This is a genomic window from Micromonospora sp. NPDC049257 (assembly GCF_040678915.1).
In the GTDB taxonomy this organism is placed as follows: Bacteria; Actinomycetota; Actinomycetes; order Mycobacteriales; family Micromonosporaceae; genus Micromonospora; species Micromonospora antibiotica.
In genome coordinates this window covers 1-13785 of the sequence record NZ_JBFAQU010000026.1, presented here as the reverse complement: position 1 = coordinate 13785, position 13785 = coordinate 1, and the positions used below count along the sequence as shown (strand labels likewise).

Genomic DNA, 13785 nt, shown 5'->3' with positions numbered 1-13785 from the left:
GTCAGGATCGACCGCCCGCTCGTTGGCCGGCTGTGACGGGCCGCCCCGTCCGGTTCTAGTCGGGCCCGTCGGGCCCTTTCTTCCGGAGGCTCACCGGTGATGGCCGGGTCGTCGCCTGTGCCGGTAAGGATACTCGACCTGTCCGGGTCGCCGCCGCCGAGTAATGGGTGTGCGGGTCACCGGCCCGACCCATAGATTCGCGGCCATGGGTGAGCACGCGATCGAGGCGGTGGGGCTGCACCGCAGCTACCGCAGCCGGACCGGATGGCTACGACCGCAGCGTCGGGAGGTGCACGCCGTCGCCGGGGTCGACCTCACGGTGGGCCACGGTGAACTGTTCGGCCTGCTCGGCCCGAACGGCGCCGGCAAGACCACCACCATCAAGCTGCTCAACACCCTGCTCATCCCGACCGGGGGCGAGGCCCGGATCTGCGGCTTCGACGTGGTCCGGCAGACCCGGGAGGTGCGCCGCCGCATCGGGTACGTCTTCGGCGGCGACCGGGGCCTCTACGACCGGCTCTCCGCCCGGGACAACCTGCGCTACTTCGCCGAGCTGTACGGCGTACCGGGCCGGGAGCAGAAGCGTCGGATCGCCGAGCTGTTCGAGCTGGTCCGGTTGACCGGCCGGGAGGACGACCGGGTCGAGGGCTACTCCCGGGGGATGCGCCAGCGGCTGCACATCGCCCGGGGGCTGCTGCACCGGCCCCGGGTGCTGTTCCTCGACGAGCCGTCGATCGGGGTCGACCCGGTGGCCGCCCGGGAGCTGCGGCAGACCGTCGCCGACCTGGCCGCCACCGGCACCACCGTGCTGCTGACCACGCACTACATGGCCGAGGCCGACGAGTTGTGCGGTCGGATCGCGGTGATCGCGGGCGGTCAGATCCAGGCCCTGGGCACCCCCGCCGAGCTGCGCCACCACGCCGACGGCCGGCGGGTGCTGGAGGTGCAGGCGTACGGGGTGACCGACGGGCAGCTGGCCGCCATCCGGGCCCGGCCCGGCGTACGCGAGGTCAGCCTGGCGGTGCACGGGGCGGCGCAGGTCCTCGGGGTGCAGTCCGACGCGGGGGTGGACGTGCAGGCCGACGTGCTGCGGGAGCTGGACGGGGTACGGCTGGGCCGGGTGACCGCCCGGCAGCCCACCCTGGAGGACGCGTACGTGGCGATCGTCAACCGGGCGGCGGAGCCGACGCCGGTGGCCGGGCCGGTGCCGGCGTGAGCACCCTGCGGATGATCGCGGTCGGTGCGCTGCTGCACGTCAAGCAGCTCAGCCGCTCCCCGTTCGAGATCGCCATCGCGTTGTTCGTCCCGGTGGTGCAGGCGACCCTGGCGGTCTATCTGTTCCGGGCCGGCGGTGAGCCGGACCGGCTGCTGGAGGCGGCGGTCGGCGCGGGGCTGATGGGGGTCTGGTCGACGGTGCTGTTCGGCTCCGGCGGGGCGATCCAGAACCAGCGTTGGCAGGGCACCCTGGAAATGATCATGCTGGCGCCCCGGTCGCCCGCGCTGGTGCTGCTGCCGGTCACCCTGGCCACCGGCATCACCGGCACGTACGCGATGCTCGCCACGCTGGCCTGGGGCCGGTTGCTCTACGGCATCCCGCTCGACTTCGCCCACCCGGTGGCCTTCCCGGTGGCGGTGGCCGGTTGCATCGCCGGGCTGGGCATGTTCGGGCTGCTGCTGGCTTCCAGCTTCGTGCTGCTGCGGCACGCCAACGCGCTGGCCAACATGCTGGAGTACCCGATCTGGCTGGTCTCCGGGATGCTCGTGCCGGTCACCGCGCTGCCCGGCTGGACCGGGCCGGTCGCCGCGGTGCTCCCGACCACCTGGGGCGCCCGCGCCGTGCACGAGGCCGCGTCCGGCGGGCCGGTCTGGCCGGCGCTGGCCGTCTGCCTGGCGATCAGCCTGGCCTGCCTGGCCGCCGGCTGGGTGTTGATGACGTACGTCGAGCGCCGGGCCCGGGTCACCGCGACCCTGGCCCTGTCCTGAGGAGGCACCGGTGCCAGTCCCGTCCCGACCGGCCGACGGAGGTCCCCGGTGAGCGCGCTGTTCCGGCTCGTCGGCGTCGGTGGGGTGATCGCCTACCGGGCCCTGTTCAACTGGACCACCCCGTCGATCTTCGTGGGCACCCTGCTGGTGGGCCCGCTGTTCCAGCTCTTCTTCTTCGCCTACCTGGGGCGCGAGTTCGGGGTCGCCGACGACCGGTTCTACATCGTCGGCAACGCGGTGCTCACCGCCGCACTGGCCTGTGTCTTCGGCGGCACCATGGCGGTGGCCAACGAGCGGCGCTTCGGCACCCTCGGGCACGTGCTGCTCTCCCCGCGCAGCCGCACCGCCATCTTCCTCGGCCGGGTGCTGCCGTACGCCGGCAACGGCCTGCTGATCGCGGCGAGCACGCTCACCGTGGCCGCGCTCCTGCTCGGCCTGCGGATCCCGCCCACCGCCCTGCCCGGCCTGCTGCTGGCCCTGGCGACGGCCTCGCTGGCCTGTGGTTTCTTCGGGCTGACCCTGGGGGCGTTGGGGTTGCGGTTCCGGGACGTCTTCCTGATCTCCAACGTGGCGGTGGCGTTGCTGCTGCTGTTCACCGGGGTGAACGTGCCGGCCGACGCCCTGCCTGCGGGCATCCGCGCGGTCGGCGCGGTGCTGCCGATCACCCATGCCGCCGACGCGGCCCGACGGCTGGCCGGCGGCGTCCCGCTGGTCGACGTCCTGCCGGCGATCGGTGCGGAGCTGGCCGTCGGGGTCGGCTACGCCGTGCTGGCGGCCGGGCTGCTGCGGGTGTTCGAGGCGGAGTCCCGTCGTCGCGCCTCGCTCGACACCCTCTGAGCCCCGGGCCGGCCGCCCGCCCGGGCCGGCCCCACCGCGCGGGCGGTCGGCGGGGCGGGCGGGCGCGACCGCCACCCCGCCGGCCCGGGCCGGGCCGCGGCTCAGCCGGTGACCTCCAGGTAGCGGTCGAGCATCGCGTCGACCTGGGCCGGCACCTGGAGCTGGACGAAGTGTCCGGAGCCCACCGTCTGCCCGATGAACGCCTGCGGCGCGAGCTGGGCCAGCCGGGCGTAGTCGGCGAACGGGGCGTTGCTGCCCACGAAGAGCAGCGGGCGGTCCCACCGGTGCAGGGCGGCCACGTCCCCGTCGGTGGCGATCCAGTCGGCCAGTCCGGCGATCGGCGCGTACGCGACCTCGGTCGAGGGTCGGGCCATGGCCGCCACCACCCGCTCCACCAGACGCGGGTCGGAATACGCCGGGAAGTACGACCTGACGATCGACTCCCGGACCGCGCCGGAGGTGTCGTCCCGCAGCGAGGCCGCCACCTGGGCGATCGCGGCGGCGGCCCCGGGTGGCCCGGCCACCGCCGAGTCGAGCAGCCCCAGCCCGGTGAACCGGTCCCGGTCACCGGCGGCGGCCACCAGCGACCAGACGCCGCCCAGGCTGTGCCCGATCACGAAGACCCGGCGCAGGTCGAGGGCGTGGGCGAAGGCCCGCAGGTGGCCGGCCAGCTCGGGGACACCGTAACCGTCGGTCGGGGGTGGACTGGCCCCGTGGCCGGGCATGTCGACGGCGATCACCCGGGCCTGCCGGTCGGCCAGGTGCCGGGCCAGGGGCGCCATGAAGTCGTGGTCGCAGCACCAGCCGTGCACCAGCAGGAAGGTGCCCCGCCCGCCGTGCCCGTACGTCCGGTACCGCATCCCGGCGGCCGTCTGCCTGTCCGTCATCGAGTCCTCCCCGGAGTTTGCGCAGCGTAGTGGCGTTCTTCCACTTAAGCGCGCCCGGCCGCGTCCGGCGCGGCGTATTGTTCCTTTTGGCACACCTGGACCTTTTCGCCGGTGTGCCGGCGTGGGACGGGAGCGGGCGGTGGACGGGCGGATCGAGGAGTTCTTCGCCGACCTGGCCGCGAACGGCCGGGGACGGTTGCCCGCCGCCCCCACCGGGCTGCTCCGCTTCGAGATCGTCGCCGAGGACGGCGGGACCGCCGCCTGGTTCGTCCGGCTCGATGACGGGCACACCCGGGTGACCCGGCACGGGGACGACCCCGACTGCACGGTGGAGGTCCGGCCGGAGGCGTTCACCCGGTTGCTGGCCGGCCGGGACAACCTGGTGGCGATGCTGCTGCGTGGTGACGTCTCGGTCGCCGGCGACCTGGCGCTGCTGTTCACCTTCCGGCGGCTGCTGCCGGTCGACGCCGACAGCACCGGCACGGGGCCGGCCGCCGAACTGGTCCGGCACACCACCCCCAGCCTCATCGGGCTGCACGAGGTCAGCAGCGTCTTCGCCGGCAACATCTTCATGATCAGCGCCCGGAACGGTGACGTGCTCAGCGCCCCGAACACCCCGCTCGGGTTGTTCTCCTTCGACACCCGGTTCCTGTCGACCTGGCGGCTGACGGTCAACGCGGAGACCCTCTCGGTGCTCTCCGTCGACGACGTCGCCACCTACGAGGCCAAGTTCGGGCTGGTCCCCGGGGAACCCACCCACTACGTCAACGCCACCACCTCCGTGCTGCGCCACCGCTGGGTGGGCCCGGAGTTCGAAGAGGAGATCGTGCTGTTCAACTACGCACCGGAACCGGTGCGGTACGTCGTCCGGCTCGACGCGGGCGCGGACTTCACCGAGGTGCTGGAGGTCCGCGACGGCTTCCGCCGGGCCCGGCCGGTGACCGCGACCATCGCCGACGACGCGCTGCGGCTGCACCACCGGCGGGGCAGCCTGCACCGGGAGACCGTGATCACCTCCAGCACGCCGGCCGAGCTCGACGACCACGGCCTGACCTGGACGATCACCGTCGCGCCGCACGGCACCTGGTCCACCCGGCTACGGGTGCTGGCCCTCCTGCGCGACCTGCACCGCCGCGACCTGCGGGAACGACTGACCAGCTCGGTGGGGCGCAGCGAACACCAGCGGGGCCGGGACATCGCCGCCCGCACCGCCGGGGTGCCCCGGCTGCGCGCCGACCACAAACCGTTGCAGCAGGCGTACGAGTACGGCATCCGGGACCTCGCCGCGCTGCACTACCCGGGGCTGAACTTCCAGACCGCGCTGCCCGCCACCGGGCTGCCCTGGTCGATGGCGCTACTCGGCCGGGAGAGCCTGATCAGCAGCTTCCAGGCGCTGCCCTTCATGCCCGAACGGGCCGTCAACACGCTGCGCATCCTGGCGCTGAGCCAGGGTGTGCGGCAGGACCCGTTCCGGGGCGAGCAACCCGGCAAGATCGTCCAGGAGAGCCGGTACGGCGACTCCGGCGCGTTCAACGACACCCCGGAGGCCGCCAGCTTCAGCGCGGTCGACACCACCGCCGCCTTCGTCATCCTGCTCGACGAGTACGAACGCTGGACCGGCGACGCGGAACTGGTCCGCCGGTTCGAGTTCGAGGCCCGGGCCGCCATCGGCTGGCTCGACTCCGACGCGGACCCGCCCGGCAGCGGCTACGTCTGGTCCACCCGACGCCCGACCCGTACCGGTCCGCAGAACGAGAGCTGGCGCAACTCCGCCGACGCGATCTGCTTCCACGACGGCCGCCCGCCCACCTACCCCCTGGCGATCTGCGAGATCCAGGGGTACGCCTACGAGGCCCGCCGCCGGGCCGCCCGGATGGCCCGCCGCTTCTGGGGCGACCCGGGCTGGGCCGACCAGCGGGAACGCGACGCCGCCCGGCTGCGGGAGCGGTTCGACCGGGACTTCTGGTTACCCGAGCGTGGCCACTACGCGGTGGCGGTGCAACTCGACGGCACCCCGCTGGACTCGCTCACCTCCAACATGGGGCAGCTGCTCTGCACCGGCATCGTCGCGGCCCACCGAGCCGAGCAGATGGTGGCGCACCTGTTCTCCCCGGCGCTCTACTCCGGTTGGGGCATCCGCACCCTGGCCAGCACGGCAGCCGACTACAACCCGCTCGGCCACCACACCGGCGCGGTCTGGCCCTGGGAGAACTCGCTGATCGCCTGGGGGCTGCGCCGGGCCGGGTTCCGGGCCGAGGCCGCCCGGATCGCCACCGGGCTGCTCGACGCCGCCCGGCACTTCCAGGGTCGACTGCCGGCCTACCTCACCGGCTACGACCGGGCCACCACCCACGTTCCCGTCCCGCACGGCTTCACCGACAGCCCGTACGCCCCCTCGGCCGGGGCGCCCCTGTTGCTGCTGCGCACGCTGCTCGGGCTCGAACCGTACGAGGACCATCTCGCCGTCGACGCCGCGATGCCGGAGGAGCTGGGGCAGATCGAACTGCTCGACATCAGGGGCCGCTGGGGCTACGCCGACGCCCTCGGCCGGGGCCGCCCGTTCCGCGACCGCCCCACGCCCTAGCGCGGGGTGGGGCGGTGGGCCCACCCCGAGCTGCCGTCCCCGGCCCACGGCCCGTCCTGCCGGCCGGGGGTGGCCGGGCAACCCTACGGGTGACCCGCCGTCAGCGCAGGATCAGCCGAGGGTGGGGAACCACAGGGCGATCTCGCGCTTGGCGCTGTCGGTGGAGTCCGAGGCGTGCACGAGGTTCTCCCGGTTGGACAGCGACAGGTCACCCCGGATCGTGCCGGCGGCGGCCTTGCGACCGTCGGTGCTGCCGATCATCGCGCGGACCACCTCGATCACCTGGTCGCCGGAGAGCACCAGCGACACCAGCGGACCGCTGGTCATGAACGTCTTCAGCGGCGGATAGAACGGCTTGTCCACGTGCTCGGCGTAGTGCTGGTCGGCGAATCCGCCGTCCAGGGTCCGGGTCTCCAGCGCGTCGATCCGCAGGCCCTTGCGCTCGAAGCGGGAGATGATCTCGCCGACCAGGCCACGGCGCACCGCGTCGGGCTTGATCAGTACGAGGGTGCGCTCATCCGCGCTGCTGCTGGACACGCTGGGTTCCTCCTGTGCGCACAAGGCGGTTCGGCTGGGTACGGTCAGCCTAGCGACCCGGTTGCGGTACCGGCACGGCGGCTGCTCTTTCCCTCGGTCGCCGTCGGGCCTAGCCTGGCTCTGACCCCTGGGAGGTCCACTGTGGCGAATGGCGGGAACCGCACCATCGCGCCGGTACGCAAGCTGATCGCCGCGGTGCTCGGCACCGTGGCCACCTTCGTCGTCCTGTTCGGGCTGGGCATGACCAGCTGGGCCATCGTCGCGCTGGGCGTGGCCCTGGTGGTGCTCGCCGTGGCCCTGGGCACCGTGCGCGGGGGCGGACGCACCTGGGTGGTCGGCGTCGGCCACGTGCACAGCGCCTCCGAACCACCGACCCAGTACGCCTTCGGCCGGTGCGAACTCCAGTTGGTGATCGACGCCCCGGGTATGCCGCCCCGGTCCAAGAAGATCATCGAGCCCCGGGTGCCGGTGGCGAAGTGGCCGTCGTTGGGGCAGACCCTGCCGATCCGGGTGGCCCTGGACGACCAGCGGCACATCCGGGTCCTCTGGGACGAGGTGCCGACCCACACCGAGTCGACCATGACCATGGCCGACCTTCCCCCGGAGTACGCCGGGGCCGAGCCGCTCGACGACATGCTGATCCAGCAGGAGGCCCCACCGTGGGCCGGCCGCACGGCCGACGACGACTTCCGCGACGAGTTCCGTGACGACCTGCGCGACCCCCCGTCCGTCGGCCCCCTGCCCGACGACGCGTCGCCGGACGACCCGCCGCGGTCGACGTCGCCCCACCAGGAGCCGGCCCGGGCCGAGCCGCTGCGCGACGACGTCGAGGTGCTCACCGACGAGCGGGAGCCGGTGGTGGTGCACCAGCGGCCCGGCCGCCCGGTGGTGCTGGAGGGCACCGTGGTCGAACAGTCGACGACGGGCCCACTGCCCCGGCGGGCCACGGCGACGGCCGCCCCCGCCCCCCGCCCGCCCGCCGAGGAGCGGTTCGACGAGCCGATCCTCGACCCGGTCGACGTGCCGCTGGACGCCCCCGCCGCCACCGAGGGGCGGCTCGACCCGGAACTCGACGAGGCGATCTTCGGGTACGACCCGACGGCCGCACCCGCCGAGCCCGAGGAACTGGCCGCCCCGATCAGTGGCGTCGGGTTGACCCTGCTGGTCACCGACCTGTCCCGGTCGTTGGAGTTCTACCGCGACGTGCTCGGGTTCGAGGAGTTCGACCGGGGCTCCGGCAACGCCGTCCTCGCCTCCGGGGCGACCCGCCTGGTGTTGCGTGAGGTGACCGGGGCGGCCCCGATGAGCCGTCGGCTGGTCCACGTCAACCTGGAGGTCGACGACATCGAAGCGGCCTACCGGCGGCTCAAGGACTCCGGCCTGCGGTTCACCTACGCCCCCCGGGTGGTCAACCGTGGCTCCCGGGTGGAGGTGTGGGCAGCGGCGTTCCGCGATCCCGACGGGCACGGCATCGCGCTGACCCAGTGGCGGGAACGCGCCGACGCCTGACCCCGGTCAGCCGAGGATGACCCGGCGCACGTGCAACGCGTACGCCCACACCAGGGCGAAGATGACCCCGAGCCCGAACAGCGACCAGTGCAGCAGGCCGGCGAGCAGCAGCAGCCCCTGGAGCACGGTGCCCGCCGACCAGGCCCACCGGCGGCGCATCAGGCCGGCCAGCAGCACCGCCGCGACGGCCAGCGCCACGGTGGCCGCGATCGCCGCCCCACCGAAGTGCCCGCCGACCACCCGGATCGGCTGGATCGCCAGCAGCAGGACCAGCGCCTCCAGGCCGAGCGTCCCGGCCCCGAGGCCCCGTACCGCCGCCTCGGGGTTGCGCAGCCCGGAACGCCGCCCGGTCGCCCCCGCCGATCCGGCCTCCTGCGCTGGCCCGGCGCTCCCGGTCGGTCCGGCGTCCTTCGACGGTCCGGCGCTCCCGGACGGGGCGGCGTGGGTCGGGTCCGGGCGGTCGGCGGGGCTGACCGGGCCCGGGCGGTCCGGGGTCGGCCCGGTCATCGCTTGAGCAGCCGTCGGGCGTCGGCCACCGTCACCACCGAACCGGTGACCAGCACCCCCACCCCGGACAACTCGCCGGGGACGTCGTACTCGGCCTCGGCGACGGCCGCCTCGATGGCGTCCGGCATCTCGTCGGCCACCTGCACCCGGTCCGGGCCGAAGACCTCGGTGGCCAGCTCGGCCAGCTCCTCGGCGGGCATCGCCCGGGGCGAGCTGTTGCGGGTGACGACGAGCGAGTCGAGCACCGGTTCCAGCAGCTCCAGCAGCCCGGCGGCGTCCTTGTCGCCGAGCACGGCGAGCACCCCGACCAGCTTGCTGAACGCGAACTCCTCCTGCAGCGCGGTGACCGTGGCGGCCATCCCGTGCGGGTTGTGCGCCCCGTCCAGCAGCACCGTCGGGGCGTTGCGCACCTTCTCCAGCCGGCCCGGGGAGCTGGTGGCGGCGAAACCCTCCCGGACGGCCTCGATGTCCAGCTGCCGCTTCGCCCCGGCCCCGAGGAACGCCTCGACGGCGGCCAGCGCCACCGCCGCGTTCTGCGCCTGGTGCGCCCCGTGCAGCGGGAGGAACACCTCGTCGTACACCCCGCCGAGGCCCTGGATGGTCAGCACCTGGCCGCCGACGGCGACCGCCCGGCGCAGCACCCCGAACTCCGCGCCCTCCCGGGCGACCGTGGCACCGACCTCGGCACACCGTTCCAGGATGGGCCGGGCCGCCTCCTCCTCCTGCGCGGCGGCGATGACCGTCGCGCCGGAGTGGATGATGCCGGCCTTGTGCAGGGCGATGTCCTCCAGCGTGTCGCCCAGCCACTCGGTGTGGTCGAGCCCGATCGGGGTGAGCACCGCCACCCCGGCCTGGAGCACGTTGGTGGCGTCCTCGGCGCCGCCCAGCCCCACCTCCACCACCGCCACGTCGACCGGCGCGTCGGCGAACGTGGCGAAGGCCAACGCGGTGGTCAGGTCGAAGTAGGTGAGCGGCTCGGCCGACCGCTGGTCGACCAGGTCGGCCAGCGGCTTCACCTCGCGGTACGTGGCGACGAAGCGCTCCTCGTCGACCGGCTCCCCGTCCAGGCTGATCCGTTCCCGGACGGTCTCCAGGTGCGGGCTGGTGTAGCGGCCGGTGTGCAGGCCGAAGGCCCGCAGCAACGAGTCGATCATCCGGGCCGTGGACGTCTTGCCGTTGGTCCCGGTGAGGTGGATCGACGGGTACGCCCGCTGCGGGCTGCCCAGCAGGTCGAGCAGCATCTCGATGCGGTCCAGCTCGAAATGCATCCGGGTGAACCCGCGCGCGGCCAGCTCGGCGTCGACGGCGGCGAACTCGCCGCGCCCGGCCCCGGGCCGGCTGGTCTGATCGGTGCGGTCGGTCACGAGGAAAGCGCCTCCAGAGCGGCGTCGATGCGGATCAGGTCGGCCTCGGCCACCGCCAGCCGGTCGCGGATCTTCGCGACCACCGGCTCGGGGGCCTTCCCGACGAACGCCGGGTTGTCGAGCTTCGCGCGGGCCTGCGCGACCTCCTTCTCGGCCGCCGCACGGTCCTTGGTGAGCCGGGCCCGCTCGGCGGCCACGTCGATCGACCCCCGGGTGTCCAGCGCCACGCTGACCTCACCGGGCATGGCGAGGGTGGCGCTGGCCTGGAAGTCGTCGGCCGGGGCGTCCAGCCGGGCCAGCGAACGGATCAGCGGCTCGTGCGCGGCGATCCCCGCCCCGCCGAGCCCGTCCAGCCGGGCGGCCACCCGCTGGGTCGGCCGCAGCCCTTGGTCGGACCGGAACCGCCGGATCTCGGTCACCACCCGCTGGACGGTGCCGACCTCGCGCTCCGCGGCGTCGTCCATCAGCGTACGGTCGGCGGTCGGCCAGGCCGCCGTCATGACCGTCTCGCCCCCGGTCAGCGCCGTCCACAACTCCTCGGTGACGAACGGGATCACCGGGTGCAGCAGCCGCAGCAGCTGGTCCAGCACGTGCCCGAGCACCCGGCGGGTGGTGTCGGCGGCCGGCCCACCCTCGGCGAGCACCGGCTTGCCCAACTCCACGTACCAGTCGCAGACGTCGTCCCAGGCGAAGTGGTACAGCAGGTCGCACACCTTCGCGAACTCGTACGCCTCGAACTGCTCGTCGACCTCGGCGGTGACGTGCGCCAGCCGGGACAGGATCCACCGGTCGACGGTGGAGAGCTGGTCGACGGCCGGCAGCGCACCGGTGGTGTGCGCCCCGTTGAGCAGCGCGAACCGGGTGGCGTTCCACAGCTTGTTGCAGAAGTTGCGGGAGCCCTGGCACCACTCCTCGCTGACCGGCACGTCCCCGCCGGGGTTCGCCCCCCGGGCCAGGGTGAAGCGGGTCGCGTCGGCGCCGTACCGGTCGACCCAGTCCAGCGGGTCGACCACGTTGCCGAACGACTTCGACATCTTCTTGCCGTGCTGGTCGCGGACCATGCCGTGCAGGGCGACCGTGTCGAACGGCTGCCGGCCGTCCATCGCGTACAGGCCGAACATCATCATCCGGGCGACCCAGAAGAAGAGGATGTCGTAGCCGGTGACCAGCACGTTCGTCGGGTAGAACTTCGCCAGGTCCGGGGTGCGCTCCGGCCAGCCGAGGGTGGAGAACGGCCACAGGCCGCTGGAGAACCAGGTGTCCAGGACGTCCTCGTCCTGCCGCCAGCCCTCGCCGGTGGGGGGCGTGTCGTCGGGGCCGACGCAGACGATCTCGCCGGCCGGGCCGTACCAGACCGGGATGCGGTGGCCCCACCAGAGCTGCCGGGAGATGCACCAGTCGTGCATGTTGTCGACCCAGGCGAAGTAGCGCTTGGCCAGCTCGGCCGGCTCGATCTTCACCCGCCCGTCGCGTACCGCGTCGCCGGCCGCCTTGGCCAGCGGGGCGGTGTTGACGAACCACTGCAACGACAGCCTCGGCTCGACGGTGGTACGACACCGGGAGCAGTGTCCCACCGCGTGCACGTACGGCCGCTTCTCGGCCACGACCCGGCCCTGCTCGCGCAGCGCGGCGACGATCGCCGGGCGGGCCTCGTACCGGTCCAGGCCCTGGAACGGGCCGGGGGCGGTGATGACGCCCCGCTCGTCCATGATCGTCAGGGCGGGCAGGTCGTGCCGCTGGCCGATCTCGAAGTCGTTGGGGTCGTGCGCCGGGGTCACCTTGACCATGCCGGTGCCGAACGCCGGGTCGACGTGCTCGTCGGCGACGATCGGGATGTGCCGGCCGGTCAACGGCACCTCCACCGTGGTGCCGATCAGGTGCCGGTAGCGCTCGTCGTCGGGGTGCACGGCCACGGCGGTGTCGCCGAGCATCGTCTCGGCCCGGGTGGTGGCGACCACCACCTCGTCGCTGTACCGGATCGAGACCAGCTCACCCTCGTCGTCGGTGTGCTCCACCTCGATGTCGGACAGCGCGGTCAGGCAGCGCGGGCACCAGTTGATGATCCGGTTGGCCCGGTAGATCAGCCCGTCGTCGTAGAGCTTCTTGAACATGGTCTGCACGGCCCGGGACAGGCCCTCGTCCATGGTGAAACGCTCACGGTCCCAGTCGACCGAGTCGCCGAGCCGGCGCATCTGGCCGAGGATCGCACCCCCGGACTCGGCCTTCCACTGCCAGACCCGCTCGACGAACTGTTCCCGGCCCAGGTCGTGCCGGGACAGCCCCTGGCCGGCGAGTTGCCGCTCCACCACGTTCTGGGTGGCGATGCCGGCGTGGTCCATGCCGGGCAGCCAGAGCGCCTCGTACCCCTGCATCCGCTTGCGACGCACCAGGGAATCCTGGACGGTGTGGTCCAGGGCGTGGCCCATGTGCAGCACACCGGTGACGTTCGGTGGCGGGATGACGATGGTGAAGGGGGGCTTGTCGCTCTGCGCCGACGCCCGGAAGTGGCCGGCGGCTACCCACTGCTCGTACCGTCGCTGCTCTACCTCGCCGGGCTGGTACTGGCCGGCAAGGGTCGGGGCGTCGGGGCGTCGGGCATCCAGTCTCTCGGTCACCTGCGAAAGTCTACGGAGCGCTTCGGCGGACCCGACGTGCGCCACCGGTCATTCGCGTACGGTGGCGAACATGTCCGACGCACATCTCACCGAGCGTCAGCTCATCGAGGGTCCCGAACCGGTCGAGCTGACCGACGAGCCGATCCGGTTGAGCAACGACGACCCGGAGCGGAGCCCCCGGGCGCTGGGCCGGGTGTCCCGCCGCCGGCGGATCGCGCTGACCGTCGCCCTGGTCGTCGGCCTGGCCGGTGCCGCCGCGTTGGGCACCGCCGGCTGGCGGATCGCCCGGGAGAAGGATGCCCGTCTCGGCACCCCCGACCAGGTGGCGGGTCTGACCCGCGACGACTCGGAACGGGCCCGCAGCACCGCCGACTACCTGCGCAGCGGATTCGCCGCCGACATCGACCTGGACCGCAGCATCGGTACCGTCTACCGCGACCCGGCCGACGAGAAGCGGGCGGTGCTGTTCTTCGGCGGCACCACCCTGCTCTGGCAGCCGGAACGTGACCTGGACAGCCTCTTCCGGCTGATGGCCGACGAGACCGGCCGGGTCACCGACGTCCGTGAGGTGCCCGCTGGAAAGTACGGCGGCGTGATGAAGTGCGGTCGCACCAGTGGCGACGGTGGGGACTTCGCGATCTGCGGGTGGGCGGACCACGGCAGTGTGGCGATGGGCATGTTCGCCAATCGCCCGGTCGACGAGTCGGCCGGCCTGTTCCGCCAGCTCCGCGACGCCATCCAGACCCGAGGCTGACACAGGTAGTGGTATCCGGCCGGTTGGGATACCGCAATGTCAGCCCCCGAGTAAACGGCGACACCCAACGCCCGGCACCTCATACCTGAGGCCCGCTGTTTGACGGTGTGGCTTGGCGTGTTCGGGGCGTGAAAACAGTTGAGGCCGACCCCGAAGGGTCGGCCTCAACCAAAGATTGTCCGGCGGTGTCCTACTCTCCCACACCCTC

The 13785-nt window shown here is 72.9% G+C and carries 11 protein-coding genes; 6 read left to right on the top strand and 5 right to left on the bottom strand.

From position 1 onward, the window contains the following. Positions 1–205 precede the first annotated feature (205 nt). From AB0K25_RS26585 to AB0K25_RS26575, 3 genes are read left to right on the top strand one after another with little or no spacing between them, the layout of a single operon-like run. Complete coding sequence (locus AB0K25_RS26585) at positions 206–1216, top strand: ABC transporter ATP-binding protein (protein ID WP_363823313.1); 1011 nt, start codon at positions 206–208, stop codon at positions 1214–1216. Further along, complete coding sequence (locus tag AB0K25_RS26580) at positions 1213–1983, top strand: ABC transporter permease (protein ID WP_308290885.1); 771 nt, start codon at positions 1213–1215, stop codon at positions 1981–1983. The genes AB0K25_RS26585 and AB0K25_RS26580 overlap by 4 nt, the downstream gene beginning before the upstream one ends. A 48-nt stretch (positions 1984–2031) precedes the next feature. Further along, positions 2032–2820 (top strand): ABC transporter permease, encoded by a 789-nt coding sequence (locus tag AB0K25_RS26575; RefSeq protein WP_219464321.1) that lies wholly within the window; start codon positions 2032–2034, stop codon positions 2818–2820. A 101-nt stretch (positions 2821–2921) separates the two neighbouring features. Here the strand turns inward: AB0K25_RS26575 and AB0K25_RS26570 are convergent, their stop codons facing one another. Next, positions 2922–3707 (bottom strand): alpha/beta fold hydrolase, encoded by a 786-nt coding sequence (locus tag AB0K25_RS26570; protein WP_363823310.1) that lies wholly within the window; start codon positions 3705–3707, stop codon positions 2922–2924. Between the two features lie 121 nt (positions 3708–3828). Between AB0K25_RS26570 and AB0K25_RS26565 the strand changes: the two genes are divergently transcribed. Beyond that, complete coding sequence (locus AB0K25_RS26565) at positions 3829–6291, top strand: glycogen debranching N-terminal domain-containing protein (protein WP_363823307.1); 2463 nt, start codon at positions 3829–3831, stop codon at positions 6289–6291. A 111-nt stretch (positions 6292–6402) separates the two neighbouring features. Here the strand turns inward: AB0K25_RS26565 and ndk are convergent, their stop codons facing one another. Continuing rightward, the gene (ndk, locus tag AB0K25_RS26560; protein WP_208570945.1) at positions 6403–6828 is read right to left on the bottom strand and encodes a nucleoside-diphosphate kinase; all 426 of its coding nucleotides are present in this window, start codon (positions 6826–6828) and stop codon (positions 6403–6405) included. A gap of 141 nt (positions 6829–6969) precedes the next feature. On the opposite strand from ndk, the gene AB0K25_RS26555 reads away from it, so the two are divergent. Then, positions 6970–8337 carry a VOC family protein gene (locus tag AB0K25_RS26555; protein WP_363823304.1) on the top strand — a complete coding sequence of 456 codons (1368 nt, stop codon included), beginning with the start codon at positions 6970–6972 and terminating at the stop codon, positions 8335–8337. A 6-nt stretch (positions 8338–8343) separates the two neighbouring features. On the opposite strand, the gene AB0K25_RS26550 is transcribed toward AB0K25_RS26555, so the two are convergent. From AB0K25_RS26550 to AB0K25_RS26540, 3 genes are all read right to left on the bottom strand, one after another. Then, positions 8344–8844, bottom strand: coding sequence for a DUF4233 domain-containing protein (locus tag AB0K25_RS26550; RefSeq protein WP_363823301.1), 501 nt, complete (start codon positions 8842–8844; stop codon positions 8344–8346). Further along, complete coding sequence (locus tag AB0K25_RS26545) at positions 8841–10112, bottom strand: folylpolyglutamate synthase/dihydrofolate synthase family protein (protein WP_244253659.1); 1272 nt, start codon at positions 10110–10112, stop codon at positions 8841–8843. The genes AB0K25_RS26550 and AB0K25_RS26545 overlap by 4 nt, the downstream gene beginning before the upstream one ends. Positions 10113–10204: 92 nt before the next feature. Next, entirely contained in the window at positions 10205–12823 is a 2619-nt protein-coding gene (locus tag AB0K25_RS26540; protein WP_219464327.1) for a valine--tRNA ligase, read from the bottom strand. A 70-nt stretch (positions 12824–12893) separates the two neighbouring features. Between AB0K25_RS26540 and AB0K25_RS26535 the strand changes: the two genes are divergently transcribed. Then, positions 12894–13577: a hypothetical protein gene (locus AB0K25_RS26535; RefSeq protein WP_219464328.1), complete on the top strand. Its 684-nt coding sequence runs from the start codon at positions 12894–12896 to the stop codon at positions 13575–13577. The last annotated feature ends 208 nt before the right edge of the window (positions 13578–13785 follow it).